Origin of the sequence: Streptomyces bottropensis ATCC 25435, assembly GCF_000383595.1 — a bacterium.
In the GTDB taxonomy this organism is placed as follows: Bacteria; Actinomycetota; Actinomycetes; order Streptomycetales; family Streptomycetaceae; genus Streptomyces; species Streptomyces bottropensis.
This window is the reverse complement of record NZ_KB911581.1, coordinates 5,025,621-5,044,389: the sequence shown is the minus strand read 5'-3', so window position 1 is coordinate 5,044,389 and position 18,769 is coordinate 5,025,621. Positions and strand designations below refer to the sequence as shown.

General features: G+C 71.7%; 16 protein-coding genes. 8 read left to right on the top strand and 8 right to left on the bottom strand.

Annotated elements, in window-relative coordinates:
* Nucleotides 1-396: 396 nt before the first annotated feature.
* The 7 genes from STRBO_RS0122335 to STRBO_RS0122305 all read right to left on the bottom strand — a co-directional run bounded on the left by STRBO_RS0122335 (nt 397) and on the right by STRBO_RS0122305 (nt 8,312).
* Complete coding sequence (locus STRBO_RS0122335; RefSeq protein WP_202499438.1) at nt 397-1,086, bottom strand: hypothetical protein; 690 nt, start codon at nt 1,084-1,086, stop codon at nt 397-399.
* A gap of 529 nt (nt 1,087-1,615) precedes the next feature.
* Nucleotides 1,616-3,007, bottom strand: coding sequence for a transaldolase (gene tal, locus STRBO_RS0122330; protein WP_005473569.1), 1,392 nt, complete (start codon nt 3,005-3,007; stop codon nt 1,616-1,618).
* Nucleotides 2,895-3,158, bottom strand: a complete 264-nt coding sequence (locus tag STRBO_RS45975; protein WP_158690932.1) for a hypothetical protein — start codon at nt 3,156-3,158, stop codon at nt 2,895-2,897. The genes tal and STRBO_RS45975 overlap by 113 nt, the downstream gene beginning before the upstream one ends.
* 137 nt (nt 3,159-3,295) lie before the next feature.
* Nucleotides 3,296-4,411: a substrate-binding domain-containing protein gene (locus STRBO_RS0122325; protein ID WP_005473571.1), complete on the bottom strand. Its 1,116-nt coding sequence runs from the start codon at nt 4,409-4,411 to the stop codon at nt 3,296-3,298.
* 149 nt (nt 4,412-4,560) lie between these two features.
* Complete coding sequence (locus tag STRBO_RS0122315) at nt 4,561-5,757, bottom strand: ABC transporter permease (RefSeq protein ID WP_005473573.1); 1,197 nt, start codon at nt 5,755-5,757, stop codon at nt 4,561-4,563.
* Nucleotides 5,757-7,304, bottom strand: a complete 1,548-nt coding sequence (locus tag STRBO_RS0122310; protein WP_020665586.1) for a sugar ABC transporter ATP-binding protein — start codon at nt 7,302-7,304, stop codon at nt 5,757-5,759. The genes STRBO_RS0122315 and STRBO_RS0122310 overlap by 1 nt, the downstream gene beginning before the upstream one ends.
* Before the next feature lie 213 nt (nt 7,305-7,517).
* Nucleotides 7,518-8,312, bottom strand: a complete 795-nt coding sequence (locus STRBO_RS0122305) for an IclR family transcriptional regulator (RefSeq protein ID WP_028796792.1) — start codon at nt 8,310-8,312, stop codon at nt 7,518-7,520.
* 180 nt (nt 8,313-8,492) lie between these two features.
* On the opposite strand from STRBO_RS0122305, the gene STRBO_RS0122300 reads away from it, so the two are divergent.
* Genes STRBO_RS0122300 through gnd form a run of 4 tightly spaced genes read left to right on the top strand, consistent with a single transcriptional unit; the run spans nt 8,493 to nt 12,408 of the window.
* The gene (locus tag STRBO_RS0122300) at nt 8,493-9,452 is read left to right on the top strand and encodes a cyclase family protein (protein ID WP_005473580.1); all 960 of its coding nucleotides are present in this window, start codon (nt 8,493-8,495) and stop codon (nt 9,450-9,452) included.
* On the top strand, nt 9,452-10,540 hold the full coding sequence (locus STRBO_RS0122295; protein ID WP_020114790.1) for an NAD(P)-dependent oxidoreductase: 1,089 nt from the start codon (nt 9,452-9,454) through the stop codon (nt 10,538-10,540). Before STRBO_RS0122300 ends, STRBO_RS0122295 begins: the two co-directional genes overlap by 1 nt.
* Nucleotides 10,537-11,508, top strand: a complete 972-nt coding sequence (locus STRBO_RS0122290) for an NAD(P)-dependent oxidoreductase (protein ID WP_005473586.1) — start codon at nt 10,537-10,539, stop codon at nt 11,506-11,508. Before STRBO_RS0122295 ends, STRBO_RS0122290 begins: the two co-directional genes overlap by 4 nt.
* A gap of 3 nt (nt 11,509-11,511) precedes the next feature.
* Nucleotides 11,512-12,408, top strand: coding sequence for a phosphogluconate dehydrogenase (NAD(+)-dependent, decarboxylating) (gene gnd / locus STRBO_RS0122285; RefSeq protein ID WP_005473587.1), 897 nt, complete (start codon nt 11,512-11,514; stop codon nt 12,406-12,408).
* Between the two features lie 540 nt (nt 12,409-12,948).
* Here gnd and STRBO_RS0122280 read toward each other — a convergent pair.
* Nucleotides 12,949-14,430 (bottom strand): gluconokinase, encoded by a 1,482-nt coding sequence (locus tag STRBO_RS0122280; protein WP_005473594.1) that lies wholly within the window; start codon nt 14,428-14,430, stop codon nt 12,949-12,951.
* Nucleotides 14,431-14,605: 175 nt separating this feature from the next.
* On the opposite strand from STRBO_RS0122280, the gene STRBO_RS0122275 reads away from it, so the two are divergent.
* The 4 genes from STRBO_RS0122275 to STRBO_RS0122260 all read left to right on the top strand — a co-directional run bounded on the left by STRBO_RS0122275 (nt 14,606) and on the right by STRBO_RS0122260 (nt 18,472).
* On the top strand, nt 14,606-15,490 hold the full coding sequence (locus STRBO_RS0122275) for an NAD(P)-dependent oxidoreductase (protein ID WP_245170600.1): 885 nt from the start codon (nt 14,606-14,608) through the stop codon (nt 15,488-15,490).
* Entirely contained in the window at nt 15,487-16,260 is a 774-nt protein-coding gene (locus STRBO_RS0122270; protein ID WP_005473602.1) for an SDR family oxidoreductase, read from the top strand. The genes STRBO_RS0122275 and STRBO_RS0122270 overlap by 4 nt, the downstream gene beginning before the upstream one ends.
* A gap of 82 nt (nt 16,261-16,342) precedes the next feature.
* Nucleotides 16,343-17,386, top strand: coding sequence for an L-idonate 5-dehydrogenase (locus STRBO_RS0122265; protein ID WP_020665584.1), 1,044 nt, complete (start codon nt 16,343-16,345; stop codon nt 17,384-17,386).
* 63 nt (nt 17,387-17,449) lie between these two features.
* The gene (locus STRBO_RS0122260) at nt 17,450-18,472 is read left to right on the top strand and encodes a 2-hydroxyacid dehydrogenase (RefSeq protein ID WP_020114788.1); all 1,023 of its coding nucleotides are present in this window, start codon (nt 17,450-17,452) and stop codon (nt 18,470-18,472) included.
* Nucleotides 18,473-18,769: the final 297 nt, after the last annotated feature.

Here is an 18,769-nt window from a genome sequence, read left to right as displayed (position 1 = left end):
GCCGGTCCCCCGCACGTTGCTGCACGGCAGTACAACGACCGCGGGGGCCCTCACTACATCGGCAACACCGCCTTGAAGGCGGCGTCGACGTCGCCCACGCACCTCCGGCCGGTGGCGACACCCCGCCCGCTGGCACCGCGCATGACCCGACGACCTCCAGCCCGCTGACGTCCCCCTGACGTCAGCGGCGTCGCCCCCTTCCTCGAACCGAGCCGTCCCGGCCGACGGATCGATGCGCCGGGGCGTTGGCACGCAGGCGCCATGCCTGCCCCCGATCAGCTGCACGAGCTCGAATCCGCCGGTGATCCGCACGCTGAGCACCCAGTCGGGCCCCTTCCGGGTCTCTGTCGTGGAAACCCGGCCCTGAGCGGTACCGCCGGTCCAGGTTGCCGCCGGTTACGGCGTGTACGGGGCGTCGCTGTGGTGCAGTTCCACCATGGTGGGCTCGCTGACCTCGTACACAGCGGTACGGGTGAGGGTGACGACGGCTGCCGGATCGTCATCGCCGCGGGTGCGGTGGACGACGGTCACCTGTCGTGGTGCCCCGCCGGACGGGAAGTCGATGGAGACCACAGGCGTACGGTCGCCGAGCTCGGCGGCGGCCGCGGGGACGGGGGTGCCGCCGTCGTTGCGCCAGGTCACCAGCGTGTAGAACTTTCCGGTGCCGCCGGTCGAGATCTTCAGGGCTCCCACGGCGTCGGGCGCGCTGTCCCCGGTGATGTCACCGATCGCGCACTGCGGTTGCAACTCGATCACGACACCGTCCGCGCCCTCCCAGCGTCCTGCGCTGAGGGCGGCTCCCGAGATGCCGTATCCCTCCAACCCTCCGCCGTCCAGAGACGCGTTCCGCAGCTGCTCGCAGGTCAGGGCCTTGGCACCGTCGGCCGCCGTACTGCTCGGCTTCGGGGACGGAGGCGTGGTGGGGGTGCCGGGTGTCTTCGCCGGGCTGCCGGGCGTCTTGGCCGGTGTGGCGGTCGCCGGCTTCGAGGTCTTGTCCGGCTTCCCGCTCCCGGCCGTTTCCCCCGCAGCCGAGTCCTTCGGCCCGCAGGCCACGACCAGCCCCGCGATCAGCCCCGCGGCGGCCATCTGGGACACCCGTCTCGCCCATCCTCTGGATCGGTTCACTCGTCACTCCCGTCGCACCATGGCCCGGCATTCCCGCTGGGCAGGACCGGAGACGCGGACGGGTGGGGGACGGTTGCACCGAGTTGTCCCTGTTCCGTAACTCACGGACCCTGCCCAGCGTGCCGGACGGAGCCGGCCCAGCGACTTCAGCCGCGTACTGCCCGGCGACGATCCCGTCGGGCAACGGCCCGAGCAGACCGCCCACACCCTCCTGGACGCCCCCAGGGCCAGTCCCGGCGAGGTCCCGACCGGCCCGCGATCCGCCACATCGTCGCCGAAATCACCGACCGGCACCCGCGCCAGGGCCTGCACGCGGTCGGCATGCGCGCCACCTCGAAAGGATCTTCGACAGCAGCCGACGCGCCTACGACCCGGGGACTTGCGCAAGTGGTCTCACCGGGATCGGCCTCTGCTGCTGTCCGGCCACCAGACCAGCAGCCCCTCGCTTCACGACGACGCCACCGCACGTCGGTGCGGTGAGCGTGCACTCTCAGTGTTGCAGTGGCCGGGCGGCGCGGACCGCTTCCAGCAGGCTGTCCCAGGACTGCTGGAACTTCCGGATCCCCTCGGTCTCCAGGGCCTGCACGACTCCGACGTACGAGATCCCCTGCTTCTCCAGGGCATCGAGGTGGGCGCGGGCCTGCTCGTAGGTGCCGGCGATGGAGTTGCCGTTGATCTCGCCATGGTCGGCGGTGGCCTCCAATGTGGCCTCGGGCATGGTGTTGACGACGCCCGGAGCGACCAGCTCGGTGACGTACCTGGTGTCGGGGTAGGCCGGATCCTTCACCCCGGTCGAGGCCCACAGCGGGCGCTGCTTGTTGGCGTGCAGCCGGTGCAGCACCGCCCATCGCTGCGAGGACGGCCTCGAACCGTCGGCCGAACCGAACACCTCCTCGTACGCCTGGTAGGCGAGGCGGGCGTTGGCGATGCCGGCTTTGCCGCGCAGTGCCGCGGCCTCCGGAGTGCCCAGGGCTTCCAGTCTCTTGTCGATCTCGGTGTCGACTCGCGAGACGAAGAACGAAGCCACCGAGTGGATCTTGGAGAGATCGAGGCCCCGCTCCCTGGCCTTCTCCAGACCGGCCAGGTAGGCCTCCATGACCTTGCGGTGGCGCTCCAGCGAGAAGATCAGCGTGACGTTGACGCTGATTCCGAGGCCGATGACCTCGGTGATCGCCCGGAGCCCCGCTCTGGTCGCCGGGATCTTGATGAGCGTGTTGGGGCGGTCCACGAGCCAGGAGAGGTGCCTCGCTTCGGCGGCGGTCGCGTCCGTGCCGTGTGCGAGCCGGGGCTCGACCTCGATGGAGACCCAGCCGTCGCGTCCCCGGGTGGTGTCGAAGACGGGGCGCAGGATGTCGGCGGCGTCGCGGACGTCCGCCGCGGTGATCACGCGAACGGCCTCGGAGACCGTCACCCCGCGCAGGGCCATGTCGTAGATCTGCTCGGCATACCCGCTCGCGTCGCCGACCGCCTGTTGGAAGATCGTCGGGTTGGTGGTGACACCGACCACGTGCCGCTTGTGCACGAGTCCGGCCAGGCTCCCGGACGTGATCCGGCCGCGGGAGAGATCATCCAGCCAGATCGAGACGCCTTCGCCGGACAGTCGCTCCAGCGGATCATCAGTCACGCGAGGCGTGCCTCTCGGTGTCTCGGACCCGAGTGATTCCTGCGCGACCGCGGCCACGTTCTGCGCGGTGAAGCCGAACTCCTGGAAGAGGACCTTGCCGTCGGCCGAAGCGCCGAAGTGCTCCAGCGAAACGATGCGGCCGGCGTCACCGACGTACTTGTGCCAGGTCAGTCCGATACCGGCCTCGACCGCGACACGCGCCTTGACGGACGGCGGCAGAACGCTCTCCCTGGAAAAGGGTGTACGCGGCGGGCGCAAGGCTCATCGCCGTCCCCGGATGGCCGTTGCCGACCTTCTGGACGGCGTCGGCGGCCAGGATCCGGGCGGTGTCGACGGCCCGCTGGTCCAATTCGGTCCACGCGAGGTCTGTGACGGAGGGGGTGACGGAGGCAGGGCGGGATGCGTCCACGGGCGGGGACGGGTGCACGAGCGAACTCCTGGGTGTGCGAGGCGGAGGGCAGGGCGGGGAAGGACACGAGCACGACGCCGCCCTTCCCGCCGGGGCGAGCGGGAAGGGTGGCGTGTGGTCGGCTCGGGTCGGCCGGGTTACTTCCCCCAGACCTTCCGGTAGGCCTCGCGGTACCCGCTGGGGTCCCAGGACGACTTGCCGCCGCTGTTGTCGGCCGTCGTGATGTGGACCGGGGCGACGTAGCCGCTGGCGGGCTTGCCGGCGAAGGCGCGGTTGAACTCGTCGACCATCTGCCAGCCCTGCTCGGTCAGCGGCTCGGGCACCGTCGCCGTCTGGAACTGCTTGCTGTTGATGCGCTGGAAGGCGGACGGGTCGCCGTCGCCCGCGCCGATGTTGAAGGGAGCCCCGTTGCCCTTCTTCCCGGCCGCGCGCAGGGCCGGGGCGGCGTCGGCGAAGTAGAGGTCGTTGATGGCGACCGAGCTGGTCCACTTGGCGCCGAAGCGGGACAGCAGCGCGGACACCTCCTGGGGGGTGCGGCTGCTGGCGTCGGCGATGGGGATGTTGGACGTCGTCAGTACCTTGACGTCGGAGCAGGTGGCGAGTTCCTTCTCGATCAGGTCCGACTTGCCCTTGGCGAAGGGAATGGAGGCGTCGGTGAAGACCACCACGCCGGCCCGGCCGTTGGACTGACCGATGATCCAGTCGGCGCTGATCTTGGCGACGTCCTCCACCTTGGTGGTGATGTTGCTGAAGAGCTTGGGGTCCTTGCTGGGGCCGGGGGCGTCCACGGCGTGCCAGCCGATGAGCGGGATACCGGCGGTGTCGGCCTGGGCGACCTGCTGGGCGGTCGACTTGGGGTCGAAGCCGGAGAGCACGATGCCGTCGGGCTTGACGGCGACGGCCTGGCTGAGTGCGGCCTGGATGCCGGCCGGGGTGCCCTGGCCGTCGATGATCCGTATCTTCCAGCCGATGGCCTTGGCGGCCTCCTTGGCCCCTTCGGCGGCGCCGGCCACTCCCGGGTTGGTCATGCTCTGGGCGACGTAGACGATGGTCTTGCCGGCGACCGCCTTGGGACCGGTGGTGGGGCCGTCCCAGGGAGCGTTGACGTCCTCGGCCGCCTTGACCGCTGCCTTGGCCTTGGCGAGGACGGCGGGGCAGCCGCCCTTGGTGTCGGCCGCGGTGCCGGCGGTGCCGGACTGGGATCCTCGGGTGCAGCCTGCGGCGAAGGCGGTGACCACGGCGAGGGCGGCCACGGTTCTCAGGGTCGCCTGGCGGGTGTGGTGGTGCGACACGGACGGCTCCTTGAATGGCGTACGGGGAGGGGAGGACGGCAGCGGGGGGTGTATCGAGGGGATGGAGGTGGGGTCGGCCGCCTCGACGTGAGAGGGGGCGGCGGTACGGATCACTCCGGTGTCGCGGCCGGTGGCGGGGGTGTGGATTCCGCGGAGGCGAGGGATGTCCGCACGGAGGCGGTCGGTGCGGCGGACGGCGACGGCTCGGACAGTGACGTCCGGGTGGCGTTGGCGCCGGCGCGCAGCCTGCGGCGGGCGGAGTAGCCGGCCAGGCCGACGGCGAGGAGGAGGGTGCCGCCGTTGAACAGGGAGGTGGCCCAGAATTCGGCCCCCATCTGCTGGATGCCGGCGAGGCCGATGGCGAGGATGGCGACGGCGACGACCGTACCGGCGGCGTTGGCGCGGCCGGGCCTGATGGCGGTGGAGCCGAGCAGGGCGCCGACGAAGGCGGGCAGCAGGTAGTCCATACCGACGCTGGGGTTGCCGATCTGCTGCTGGGCGGCGAGCAGGACGCCCGCGCAGCCGACCACGAGCCCGGAGCCGGCGAAGGCGTAGATGCCGTAGCGCCGGGTGGGGATGCCGACCAGGTCGGCGGCTCGGGCGTTGGAGCCGATGACGTACAGGTAGCGGCCGAGCGGCAGCCGCTCCAGGAGCAGCCAGAGGATGACGGCGAGGCCGAGGACGTAGAAGGCGGGGACGGGCAGGCCGAGGAGTTTGGAGTCGTACAGGTCGGTGAAGGCCGGGGGCAGTCCCTGCGGGCCGGGGACGATGCGGGCGCCGTCGGTGATCCAGCCGGTGCAGGCGTACAGCACGCTGCCGGTGCCGAGGGTGGCGATGAAGGAGTCGATCTTGGCGAACTCGACGAGCAGTCCGTTGAACACGCCGATGATGCCGCCGCCGATGACGACGACCAGGCAGGCCATGGGCCAGGCCCAGCCGTTGTTGACGATGAGCTGCATCGTCAGCACATGGGCGAGGCCGAGGCCGTAGCCGACGGAGAGGTCGAACTTGCCGGTGACGATGGGGATCATCGCGCCGAGGGCGAGCATGGCCGGGATCGACTGGTTGGACAGGATCGAGGAGATGTTGTCGAGAGTGGGGAACGTGTCCGGCAGGGCGAAGGAGAAGACGAGGAAGAGCAGGACGGTGAGGGTGAGCAGACCGTAGGTGCCGATCAGATGGCCGCGCGCGCGGCTGCCGCTGGACCGGCGGGCACGGGGTGTGGTGTTCGTGCGCTTGCTCCTGTCGGGGTCGCTGCCGGTCGTGGTTCCCTGATCGCGGCGGGAGGATGTGGTCTCGGTGGCCATCAGTGGTTGCCCGTTCCGGTCAGCGCCGGCATGGCCGACGCGGCGTGGGTGAGTTCGGTGACGGTGAGGGCTGCGCCGGACAGTTCGGCCGTGACCACCCCCCGGACGAAGACCAGGGCGCGGTGGCAGACGTCGGCGACTTCCTCGAAGTCGGTGGAGATGAGCAGGACGGCGAGTCCTTCGGCGAGGGCGTCGTCGAGGAGGCGGTAGATCTCGGCCTTGGCGCCGACGTCGACTCCGGCGGTCGGTTCCTCGAGGATCACCACGCGGCGGCTCAGGCGCAGCCAGCGGCCGATCATGATTTTCTGCTGGTTGCCGCCGGAGAGGGTGGCGATGGGGGCCTCGGGATCGCCGGGTCGTACGCCGAACCGCTCGACGAGTGACCTGGCCTGGGCGCGTTCCCGCTTGGGGCTGATCCAGCGCCACGGGGAGCGGGCGTCCGCCCGGGGGTTGGCCAGGAAGTTCTCGCGGACGGAGAGTTCGAGGGCGCAGCCCTCCTCCTGGCGGTTGCTGGTGACGAAGCCGATGCCCGCGTCGACGGCGGCGGAGACCGAGCCGGGGCGGTAGGGCCTGCCGTCCAGGAGCACCTGGCCGCCGGTGAGGGGCCGGGAGCCGGCGAGGGCGCGGCCGAGGTGCATGTGTCCGGCTCCGGTGAGGCCGACCATGCCGAGGACTTCCCCGGCGCGCAGTTCGAGATCGACGGGGCCGGCGCCCTCGGTGGTGGCGCCGGACATGCGCAGCACGGTGGAGGCGGACGCGGAGGTGGTGCGCGGGGCCGTCGGACGGTGGCTCTCCGGCTCGTGGCCGACGATGTCGCGCACGATCCGGTCGGGGCCGTGGTCGGCGAGGAGGCCCTCGCTGATGAGGTGTCCGTCGCGCAGGACGGCGTAGCGGTCGGCCACCTGGTACACCTCGTCGAGGCGGTGGCTGACGTAGACGATGGCGTGGCCTCGGTCGCGCAGGGTGTGCAGGACGTCGAAGAGCCTCGCGCAGTCGGCGGCGGGGAGGCTGGCTGTGGGTTCGTCGAGGACGATGAGGCGGGCGCGGGTGGCCAGCGCGCGGGCGATGGCGACGAGGGAGCGTTCGGCGCGGGTGAGGTCGGCGACGGCGGCGTCCGGGTCGAGGTGCCCGGCGACTATCTCCAGGGCCTCGGTGCAGCGCCGGCGTACCTGCCGCCAGGAGACGAGCCCGGCGCGGCGGGGGTAGCCGGTGCCCAGGGCGACGTTCTCGGCCACGGTCATCCATTCCACGAGGCCCAGGTCCTGGTGGATGAAGGACATCTCGGCGCTCGCGGCGCCGGAGCCGAGAGGGTGGTCGGCGATGGTGACCTGGCCCTCGTCGGCGCGATAGACACCGGCGAGGATCTTGATAAGTGTGGATTTTCCGGCACCATTGTGCCCCAACAGGGCAAGGACGCTGCCGGCGTGGATGTCGAGGTCCACATCGGCGAGCGCGAGAGTGCCGCCGAACCGCTTGCGCAGGCCGCGGATCGTCACGATCGGGCGGGAGGCCGCGCGCCCGTCGGGCGACGGAGAACTGGCGGCCATGTCGTCAGGAGCGTCGTTCACGGACTTCTCCGGGATCTGCAGGCCGAGGACCGATCCATCGGCTCGACCAGCATCCTGAACGCATCACAGCATGTTGGTCAATACTCCCGTTGTCATAAGTTGCCCAAACGTTGCGGCGGCCGTACGGAGAGATTTCCGTACGGCCGCCGCGACGACGATCACCTCAGGCGGAGGCGGGGGCCCCGCCTCACCTCATCGACCCCTCTCCGACGCCCCCGGCGGGAGCATGGGGTTCTCCATGCCCGCCGCGATGGCGCGCAGATCCTTCAGGAGTGCCGCACGGAACTCGTCGTCGAGCCGCGCTTTGAGCACGGTGACGCTGATCGCGAAGGGTGCTGAGTCGGTGCGGAAGCCTGATACCGGCACGGCCAGACACAGCACACCCGCCGTCGCCTCCTCGTCGTCGACCGCGTAACCCCGCTCCCGGGCCTGCGCCAGGTCCTGGAGCAGCGCGGGCACCGAGGTGATGGACCGTTCACTCAGCGCGGGCAGCGTACGGCCGCGCAGCCGGTCCTCCGCCACCGCCGGATCCAGCGTGGAGAGGATGGCCTTGCCGGTGGCCGTGCAGTTCGCGGGGAAACGGTCGCCGATGTTGGCGGTGAGCCGCAACGGCTGGGTGCCGTCGTACCTGGCCAGGTACAGCACGTCCAGGCCGTCGAGAACGGCCACCCGGGCGGTCTCCTGCGAGATGTGCGAGCTGCGCCGGCACAACTCGTAGAAGTCGCGCAGCTGGTCCACCGTGGACAGGTACCGGCCGCCGAGCTCCACCAGTTTGCGCCCGAGCGCGAAGCCCGCGCCGTTGCGCGTGATCATGCCCGCCGCCTCCAGGGAGGCGCAGAGATTGCCCGTCGAGGACTTGGGCAGGTCCAGGGCACGCGCGATCTCGCTGACCGACAGCGGGCGGCCCTCCGCCTCGCCGAGCACGTCGAGAATCGCCACCGCGCGGGTCACCGCCGGGACGAGGCTTCCCGGGTCGCTTGCGCTCACCGTCGATTCCACCCATCATTCTGTTCGAAGTTCAGCATGTTGTTATTGTCTCTCGTCTGTCGCCGAACGACAATGCCGTCGCCGCGCGCTTTGCATCGGGATTCGCCGAGTCCGCCGACCGTAGCGCGCCTTGTAAGCCGGCCAACGACACCCTCCGAGCCTTGGAGCGCTGAGCACCTCATGACCAGCAGCCCGCCCGACTCCCCGCCCCCTCCGCCCGACAACGGCCCCCCTCTGTCTCGCGAGGAGTTCGACTCCCTCTTCGCCGCCGTACGGACCTGGGGCAGTTGGACCCCCGCCGACCGTGGCGCGTGGAACCGGGTCACCCCCGCCCACGTCCAGCGGGCCACCGCCCTCGTCCGCAGCGGCGTCACCGTCCCCATGGCCCTGCCCTGGAACACCGTGCCCGGCCCCGACAACGGTAAGCCCGCGCTGCACTACATGTCCGACCTCGGCGACGTCGAGGCCCCCGAACCGTCCTGCCACAAGGACTTCATCGCCGTCGACTACCACGGCAAGGGCGTCAGTCACCTCGACGCGCTGTCCCACATCGCCTATCGCGGTCAGCTCTATGACGGCCGCACCGCCCGCGAGGTGGTCGACGCCGCCGGCGCCCACTTCGGCGCCGTCTCCGCGCTGGGCCCCCTCGTCACCAGGGGCGTACTGATCGACCTGCCCGCCGCCCTCGGCATCGACTGGCTGGAGCCCGGCACCGCCGTGCACGCCGAGGACGTCGTCGCCGCGGAGAAGGCGCTGGGCGTGAGCGTCGGCGAGGGCGACGCGGTGCTGCTGCGTTCCGGCCACTTCCGGCGGCGCGCCGAACTCGGCCCCTGGAACCCGGACAACGCGAGCGCCGGCTTCCACGTGGACGCCGTACCCCTACTGGCCGAACGCGGGATCTCCCTGCTCGGCGGTGACGGCGACAGCGACGTACGTCCCTCGCCCGTCGAGGGGCTGCACTCCCCCGTGCACGCCCTCGCCATCACCGCGATGGGCGTACCGCTCCTGGACAATCTCGACCTGGAGGCGCTGTCGGCCGCCTGCGCGGCGCAGGGCCGGTACGAGTTCCTGCTCGTGGTCGCGCCGCTGAACATCCCCGGCGGCACGGGCTCGCCCGTCAACCCGGTCGCGGTGCTGTGATGGCGGGCCTCCCGTCGGCAGGTGGCCCTTTCACGGTCGGGGTCAGCCGCGACTTCCTCGACGCGGACGGACGCAATGTGTGGGGCGACATCCGGCTGGGCGAGCTGGACGCCGCCGGGATCGACTGGCACTACCTGCCGCGCGCTACCGACGAGCTCCTCGCGCCGGACGTCGACGGCCTCGACGCCGTCCTGTTCGCGGGCCCCGCCGTCACCGCCCGCACCTTCACCGGCCTCACCACACCCCCGGTGCTCTTCGCCCGCTTCGGGGTCGGCTACGACGCCGTCGACCTCGACGCCTGCACGCGCCACGGCGCCCTCGTGACCATCACCCCGGACGGCGCCCGGCGGCCCGTCGCCACCGCCGCCCTCGCCATGCTGCTGGGGCTCCTGCACAACATGACCGCCAAGGACCGGCTGGTACGCCAGGGGCGCTGGGCCGAGCGGGAGCAGTGGATGGGGCTCGGCCTCACGGGCCGCCGTATCGGCCTGCTCGGACTCGGCAACACCGCCCGCGACCTCGTCGGGCTGCTCCGGCCGTTCGACACCGAGATCATCGCCTACGACCCCTACTGCCCGTCGGAGACCGCCGCGGAACTGGGCGTACGTCTCGCCGACGCCGACACCGTGCTGGCCGAGTCGGACGCGGTCATCGTGATGTGCGTGCTGACCGAGGAGACCCACCACCTCGTGGACGCCCGGCGGCTGTCCCTGATGAAGCCCCATGCCGTCCTCCTCAATGTCGCCCGCGGCCCGATCGTCGACGAGACGGCACTGATCGACGCACTGCGGGCGGGCCGCATCAGAGGCGCCGGCCTGGACGTCTTCGAGACCGAACCGCCCGAGCCGGACAACCCGCTGCTGCACATGGACAACGTCGTCCTCAGTCCGCACAGCCTGGCCTGGACCGACGAGATGTCCGCGGGCAACGGCGGCAGCGCGGTCCGGGCCGTGCTGGACGTGGCGACCGGCCGACTGCCGCGTTTCGTCGTCAACCGGGATGTGCTCGCTCACCCCTCCCTGTCCGAACGACTGGGCGCGCTCGCGGACGACGCGAGCCGGCCCGCGCGGGCGGGGGTCAGGCCGTGAGCCCGCCGCCCTCCCGCTCGGACACCGTCGGCTTCGTCGGGCTCGGCGCGATGGGCCTTCCGATGGCAGTCAACCTGGCGAAGGCCGGCTTCGACGTCCTGGCCTGGAACCGACGCGGCGCACCACTCGACGCGGCGGTCGCCGGCGGCTGCCGGGCCGCGCACAGTCCGGGGGAGGTGGCGGCCGGCGCCCGCACGGTCGTGACCATGCTGCCGGACCTGCCCCAGGTCCGGGATGTCTGGGCCTGCCCGGACGGATTGCTCGCGGGCCTGGCCGCCTCGGCCACGGCGGGCCGGGCGATGGACACGCTCGTGGTGATGGGCACCGTCTCCCCCGTTGCCGTACGCGCCCTGGCCGAGGAGCTCCGCCCACACGGCGTCCGCGTCGTCGACGCTCCCGTGAGCGGCGGAGTGACGGGCGCCCGCGACGCCACCCTGTCGATCATGGCGGGCGGAACGCAGGACGCCGTCGAAGACGTCCGCCCGTATCTGCGGGCCATGGGCTCGACCGTACGCCGCATGGGCGACACCGGAGCCGGATCGCTCGCCAAGGCGTGCAACCAACTGGTCGTCGCCGGGACGCTGGTGGCGCTCGCGGAGGCCGTCGTGCTCGGGGAGGGCGGCGGGCTCGACCCGGCGGCCCTGCTGGAGGTGCTGGCCGGCGGCCTCGCCTCCTCGGAGGTGCTCGCGCAGAAGCGCCACCACCTCGCCGAGAGCGACTTCACGCCGTCCGGGCCCGCCCGCTACCTCCACAAGGACCTCGGCTTCGTCCTCGACAGCGCGACCGACGCGGGCGTCGCGCTGCCGTTGTCCTCCACCGTCGCCCGCCTGTACGCGGCCGTCGACGACCGGGGGCTCGGTGACCTCGACAACAGCGTCGTCCTCAGGCTGCTGCGCGAGGACAACGCTCCCTCCCGCCCGCACCCCACTTCCCAGGCCCATCCGCACCACGACCCCTCCAAGGACTGAGCAATGCAGACAGGAATCGTCGGTCTCGGACGCATGGGCGGCAACATGGCGGCCCGCTGGCGTGACCGCGGCCACGAGGTGATCGGCTACAGCCGCACCTCCCCCGACCGTGACGTGAACTCCCTGGAGGAACTGGTCGACAAGCTCGTCGCCCCCCGGGTGATCTGGCTGATGCTCCCGGCCGGGGACCCCACGCGCCAGGCGATCCGTCGGCTGGCCGAGCTGCTGTCCCCGGGCGACGTGGTGGTCGAGGGCGGCAACTCCCGCTTCAGCGACGACGCCGAGCACGCCGGGACGCTCGCCGAGCGCGGCGTCGGTTACGTCGACTGCGGCGTCAGCGGCGGTATCTGGGGCCGGGAGAACGGCTACGCCGTCATGTGCGGCGGCGCGGACGAACACGTCCGCCGCGTGTGGCCCCTGCTGGAGGCGCTCGCGCCGGAGGAGGACGGCATCTGCCATGCGGGCCCGGTGGGCGCCGGCCACTACACCAAGATGGTCCACAACGGCATCGAGTACGGCATGATGCAGGCCCTCGCCGAGGGTTACGAGTTGTTGGAGGCCAGCGAGTACGTCCCCGACGTGCCGAAGGTGCTCGCCTCCTGGCGGCACGGCACGGTCGTACGGTCCTGGCTGCTCGACCTCCTCGTCCGCGCCCTGGAGCAGGACTCCGCCCTGGGCGGACTCTCCGGCCGGGTCGACGACTCCGGCGAGGGACGCTGGACGGTCGAGGAGGCGGTGCGGCTCGCGGTCTCCGCTCCCGCCATGACCGCCGCGCTCTTCGCCCGCTTCGCCTCCCGCCAGCCGGACGCCGCCCAGCTCAAGGCGCTGGCGGCGATGCGGCAGCAGTTCGGCGGACACGCTGTGCATGCCGTGAACGGCGCGTCCGCGGGCTCGGTCTGACCTGGCGATAGCAGCGGTGCGGGGAGCCGCCGGGGCCCGCCGCGTCTTCATGCGGGCGATCGTGGGGTGCGCCGGGGCCTCGGGCCGGTGCCCGTCCGACTGCCCGTCCGACAGCGGGTTCCGTCGTGTGCACCACGCGGCGACGGGACCCGCTGCGGACGGCGCCGGGCTCACCTGGCCGGGGGTGTTCCCCCCTGTACTCGCGCCCTGGGTTCAGCGCGCTGTTCACCACATTCGCCTGGCGAGCGCTGGATCCTCGTGGTGAACATGCCGCTGGGCAAGGCTGCGCCGGCCGTCGCCCTGTGGCTCGTCCCCGTTGTCCGGCGCGCGAGGGACGGCGAAAAGCACGCGGGGGCCGGTCAGGGTCGGGGTCGTCCTCACGGGACGGGATGGGGCGGGACGGGCGGCCGATCTGATCGTCTGCCCGCAGCTCATCGGCGGGCCGGCGGACGACCCGGGCCGTGGCCGTGGCCGTACGAGGAGGTGGGACTTGTGGGCAGACGGACTGTGGGCGATCGCCGCCGCTCCCGGACGGGGGCGCTACGCGCAGAGGTCCCGCAGCGTCTCGTAGCACCGCTCCACCAGGGGCCGGGCCTGCGACATGCGCCGCACGGCGACCGGGTCCGGGTGGACGGTGCGGTGGGGGCGGGCCCAGACGTCGGCGGGCAGGGCGGAGAGGTGGTCCACGGCGCCGACCGCGCGCCAGCCGAGGAGGGCCGCCCCGAACCCGGAGCCGGCCGTGTCGTCGGTGATCTCCAGCGGCATGTCCAGCGCCGCCGCGACGATCTCCGCCCACAGCGGCGACCGCAACGCTCCGCCCGTGGCACGCACCGAAGTGATCGGGGCCCCGGCCGCGAGAACCGAGTCCCGGACCAGCGCCAGTTGCTGTCCGACTCCCTCGATCATGGCCCGGGTCATGTGGGCCCTGCCGTGCCCGCGGCGCAGCCCGACGAGGGCGCCCCGGGCATCGGGGTCCCACCACGGGGCGCGTTCGCCGAGGAGGTGGGGCAGTGCCATGAGGCCCTCGGAGCCCGGTTCCACCTCGGCCGCCTCCTTCAGCAGGTCCGCGACGTCGACGCCGCCGAAGGACTCGGCGGCCCACTGGGCGACGACTCCGGCGTTGCTGACCGCTCCGCCGAGGACCCACAGGCCGTCGGCGAGGTGGTAGCAGAAGACGCGGCATCCGTCGTCCACGCCCGGCCGCTCGCGTACGACGCGCAGCGCGCCGCTGGTGCCCAGGGAGAGCGCGGCCGTCGCGGGGGAGATGGCGCCGACCGCCAGGTTGGCGAGGGGACCGTCTCCGGCGCCCGCGACCACGGGCAGTCCGGAGGGAAGGCCGAGTTCGGCGGCCGGTCCGGGCAGCAACGAAAAGACGGAAGTCGGCGGGACGAGTTCGGGGAGTCGTCCACCGGATACTCCGGCGGCCTCCAGGGCGGGCGGGTGCCAGTCGGCGGTGTGGATGTCCAACAGCCCGGTCGCGGAGGCGCACGAGAGGTCGGTGACCAGTCGGCCGGTGAAGCGGGAGAGAACGTAGTCCTTCACACCGCACCAGGCGTTCGTGCGCCGGACCAGCTCCGGCTCGTGTACGGCGAACCAGGCGAGCTTGGCCAGCGGTGCCATGGGGTGCACGGGAGTGCCGGTAGCGCGGTGGAGAACGTCCCCGCGTTCGGCCCGCAGGCGTCGGGCGATGTCGGCCGCCCGAGTGTCGGCCCAGCTCAGCGCGGGTGTGAGCGGGTCACCGTCGCCATCGAGGGCGAGCAGGGTGTGGAGGGCCGCGCTGAAGGACAGCCCTCGTACGGTCAGCCCCTGTCGCGCGCAGTGTTCCGCGCTGTCGCGCACCGCATCGGCGACCCCGGCCAGCACCACCGCGGGGTCATGGACGGCTTCGCCGGCGCGCCCGGTACGCAGGAGCGCCGGGCGTTCGACGGTCGACAGCGGGCGGTAGGAGGCGTCCACCGCGACCACCTTGGTGGCCGTGGTGCCCAGATCGATGCCGAGCACCACCTCGCCGACGTCGTTCATGACAGGTCTCCGTTTCTCACGACGCCGAGAAGATAACAGCATGTGGCCATCACGCCAATATGCTGTCCATATCATCCTCAGGCTCCCTCTTCTTTCCGTGTGCAGGGTTGACCAGCCCCACAATGACAGCCAACATGCTGTTCTCATAACAGTATGTTGTTCAGGAGGTCATCAGGTGTCCATAGCTACGGAGGTGGGCGTCGCCGGGCTCGGGGTGATGGGCTCCGCCCTCGCTCGTCGACTGCTCACCTGCGCACACCCGGTACGCGTGTACGACATCCGACCGGAGGCCGCCGCTGAACTCGCCCGGGACGGAGCGGCCACGGCACCGTCCCCCGCCGCGCTTGCCCCCTCAGGCACCGTGATCCTGTCCCTCAACACCGCGGAGATCGTGGACCACGTCGTCTTCGGACCGGACGGTGTCCTGAGCACGGCTCCGCACGGTGTGCTGGTGATCGACATGTCGAGCATCGACCCCGGACACACCCGAGAGTTCGCCGAGCGTGCCGCGCATCTGGGCGCCGGCTGGGTCGACGCCCCGCTCTCGGGCGGTGCGCCGGGTGCCGAGCGTGGCGAACTGACCCTGATGCTCGGCGGCGAGGCCGAGCACGTCCAACGCGCCCGGCCCGTTCTCGGCGCGCTGGCCTCGCGGCTGACGCATCTCGGCCCTGCCGGTTCCGGTCAGCTGGTGAAGTCCGTCAACCAGGTACTGGTCGGCTGCGGATTCGCCGCACTCGCCGAGGCAGCCACCCTGGTACGCAGGGCCGGTCTGCCGCCCCGGCAGGTGCTCACCGCCCTCACCGGAGGCAGGGCCGACTCGGCCCTGCTCCAGGAGTTCTTCGTCAAGTTCGCCGAGGCCGACCTCTCCCCCACCGGACGCGTCGGCAACATGGTCAAGGATCTCGACGCCGCCCGCGACCACGCGCGTTCCGCCGGCATACCGCTTCCGATCACCACCGCCGTGGCCGAACTGCATCGATGGCTCGGCGCGGCCGGCCACGGCGACGCCGACAACGCGGCACTGATGCACTACTACGCCCCCTTGGAGGTACGGCCGTGAAGGCTCCCGCCCTGTTCGACCTCACCGGCCGCCGGGCCCTGGTGACCGGCTCCAGCAAAGGCATCGGAGCCGCCCTCGCCACCGGGCTGGCCGAGGCGGGTGCGGAACTCGTCCTGAACGGCCGTGACCCCGGAGCCCTGGAACGTGCCCGGCAGGAGCTGTCCGACACGACCGGTGCCAAGGTGCACACGGCGGCCTTCGACGTCACCGACGAGCAGGCCGTACGACAGGCGATCCGGGAGATCGAGGACGCCACCGGCCCGGTGGACATCCTCGTCAACAACACCGGGGTCCAGCACCGCGAACCGATGCTGGACATCTCGGCGGAGAACTTCGAGCGGGTGCTGCACACCAACCTCACGAGCGCCTTCCTCGTCGGCCGCACGGTGGCCGCCGGGATGGTCGAGCGCGGCCACGGAAAGATCGTCAACGTCTGCTCCGTACAGACCTGGCTGGCCCGGCCCGGCATCGCCGCCTACGCGGCTTCCAAGGGCGGCCTGGCCATGCTGACCCGCAGCATGTGCGCCGAGTGGGCCGGATCAGGGCTGACCGTCAACGCCCTCGCCCCCGGCTATGTGGTCACCGAGCTGACCCAGCCGCTGGTGGACGACCCGGCCTTCGACTCATGGATCCGGGGCCGCACCCCGGCCGGACGCTGGGCCACGGTCGAGGACCTGGTCGGCACGCTGGTATGGCTCGCGGCACCCGCGTCCGACTTCGTCAACGGTCAGGTGATCGCCGTCGACGGCGGACTGACCGCAGTCGTCTGACGCATCACCACCCTGTACGAACCGATCGAAGCAGCCGAGCAGCCGATCAGCCGAAGCCTTCGGCGGAGAGCGGGACTTGAACATGGACTCAGCGACGATGCGCGCCGTAGTGGCGCACGGCGCGGGCGACCTTCGCCTGGAGGAACGCCCGGTGCCGGTGCCCGGCCCCGGCGAGGTCGCGGTCGACATCCGGTACGGCGGCATCTGCGGCTCCGACCTGCACTACTGGCGCCACGGCGCGGTCGGGGAGTTCCGGATCCGTGAGCCGCTGGTGCTCGGCCACGAAGTCGTGGGCCGGGTGCGCGAGGCCGGCCCCGGCACCGCGGCGCCGGCCCCCGGAACACCGGTGGCCGTGCACCCGCTGGCCTCCTGCGGGAGCTGCCGCCAGTGCCTGGCCGGTCGGCGCAACACCTGCCTGGACACCGGCTACCTGGGCAGCGCCGCGCGCAACCCCCATGTCCAGGGCGGCTTCGCCGACGTCATCGTCGTCCCCGCCGAGCGAGTGCTCCCCCTGCCCCCCGGCCTGGATCTACGGCTGGCCGCCGTGGCCGAGCCGGCCGCGGTCGCCTGGCACGCCGTCCGACAGGCCTGGGACGTACGCGGCAAGCGGGTGCTGGTCACCGGAGCGGGCCCCATCGGCTGTCTCGTGGTGGCGGCGCTCCGGGCCGCCGGCGCCGCCGAGATCACCGTGACCGATGTGCACGAGGCTCCGCTGGCCATCGCCAAGCAGGTGGGCGCCACCTCGACCGTGCGGGTCGGCGCCGGCGCCGACGGGCTCGACGAACTCGCCGCGGACCTCGCCATCGAGTCCTCCGGCAGCCCGGCGGGACTGCGCACCTGTGTGTACGGGGTCGACCGCGGCGGCCTCGTCGTGGGCCTCGGCCTCCTGCCGCCCGGCGACACTCCGGTGGCGGCCAACGCGTTGATCACCCGGGAGGTACGACTCGTCGGCTCCTTCCGCTTCGACGACGAACTCACCGACGTCCTGCGAGCGCTGGGCGACGGCAGCCTCCCGGTGGACCCGGTGGTCACCTCCGTAGTACCCGCGGCCGACACGCAGGCAGCGTTCGAACTCGCGGCCGACCCCGCCCGCTCGTGCAAGGTGCTGCTGGACTTCAAGGCCTGAAGACGCCCTGAGACACGGGACCTCACCCGCCCCCGATCCCCTTCGCCTGCAACGGAGTCGAACATGCCCGGCACATCCACCGGCCGCCCTCGCGTGGCAGTCAGCCGCACCGGCCTTCCCGGTGACGGCCTCGGGCGCCTCGCCGCCCGCTTCGACGTCACCGGCTGGTCGGAACCCGCGCCGCCGACCCCGGCCGAACTGGCCGAACTGGCCCAGGACTGCGAGGGGCTGCTGGTTCTCGGCAGCGACCACGTCGACGCCGCGCTGCTCGACGCGGCGGGGGCCCGCCTGCGGGTCGTCGCGCTCGCGTCGATGGGCTACGACGGCATCGACGTGGCAGCCGCCATGGAGCGCGGTGTCGTCGTCACGCACACCCCCGGCGTACTCGCGGACACCACCGCCGACGTGGCGATGGCGCTGATCCTCATGGCCCGGCGCCGCCTGCCCGCGAGCATGGACAGTGTGCGCCGCGGCGCCTGGGGCGCCTTCCGCATGGACGCGTTCCTGGGGCTCGACGTGCACGGCGCGACGCTCGGACTGATCGGCTACGGCCAGATCGCCCGCGCCGTGGCTCGCAGAGCCGCGGGTTTCGGCATGCGCGTGCAGCACCACCATCCACGCCGCAAGGAGGACGACGAACTGTCCCGCTGGGTGCCGTTCGAAGAACTTCTGCGGACCAGCGACGTGCTGTCCGTCCACACCCCACTCACGGACGAGACCAGAGGACTGATCGGCGCCGCCGAACTCTCCCTGATGAGACCGACCACGACCCTGGTCAACACCGGACGCGGCGGAGTGGTGGACGAGGACGCCCTGTTGGCCGCGCTGCGCCGCGGCGAACTGCACTCGGCAGGGCTGGACGTGATGACCGGTGAACCACGCTCGGACCCGTCCGACCCGCTGTTCGCCGAGCCGCATCTGGTGGTCCTGCCGCACGTCGGCTCGGCGACGGAGGCAACGCGCGCGGCCATGGTGGACCTCGCCGCCCGCAACATCGAAGCGGTACTGGACGGGCAGGCCGCCCCCACTCCGATCCCCGGCACATCGGGCAGGCCCGGCACACCCGTGCCGCAGGCCGCCTCGTGACGCGTGACGCCTTCGCCGCGGCCGTTGTGTAGCGGGACCACCACCTCGCCACACCTGCCACATCTGCTGAAGTGGGGGGTGTGCGGCCGAAGGCGCTGCGCAGCGCGGACGCGCACCTCGACCGAAATTGACAGGGTTTACCCACGGGGCGAACCTGGAAACAGACGCCCTGACCGGCCTCTCAAAAGTGCCTACGGAAACCAGAATTGCGTTCGTCGTCTCCGGTCGCGCCCGAGTCGCGCCCGAGGTGACTCTTGCACGGGCGTGTGCGAACCCTCACCGGTGACGAGCCGATCT

Bases quoted from the DNA above. Each gene is read 5' to 3' on its own strand.
- STRBO_RS0122300 (WP_005473580.1), top strand. From the start codon at position 8,493: ATGACCAGCAGCCCGCCCGACTCCCCGCCCCCTCCGCCCGACAACGGC.
- STRBO_RS0122335 (WP_202499438.1), bottom strand. From the start codon at position 1,086: ATGGCCGCCGCGGGGCTGATCGCGGGGCTGGTCGTGGCCTGCGGGCCG.
- STRBO_RS0122265 (WP_020665584.1), top strand. From the start codon at position 16,343: ATGGACTCAGCGACGATGCGCGCCGTAGTGGCGCACGGCGCGGGCGAC.
- STRBO_RS0122310 (WP_020665586.1), bottom strand. From the start codon at position 7,304: ATGGCCGCCAGTTCTCCGTCGCCCGACGGGCGCGCGGCCTCCCGCCCG.
- STRBO_RS0122260 (WP_020114788.1), top strand. From the start codon at position 17,450: ATGCCCGGCACATCCACCGGCCGCCCTCGCGTGGCAGTCAGCCGCACC.
- STRBO_RS0122315 (WP_005473573.1), bottom strand. From the start codon at position 5,757: ATGGCCACCGAGACCACATCCTCCCGCCGCGATCAGGGAACCACGACC.
- gnd (WP_005473587.1), top strand. From the start codon at position 11,512: ATGCAGACAGGAATCGTCGGTCTCGGACGCATGGGCGGCAACATGGCG.
- STRBO_RS0122295 (WP_020114790.1), top strand. From the start codon at position 9,452: ATGGCGGGCCTCCCGTCGGCAGGTGGCCCTTTCACGGTCGGGGTCAGC.
- STRBO_RS0122280 (WP_005473594.1), bottom strand. From the start codon at position 14,430: ATGAACGACGTCGGCGAGGTGGTGCTCGGCATCGATCTGGGCACCACG.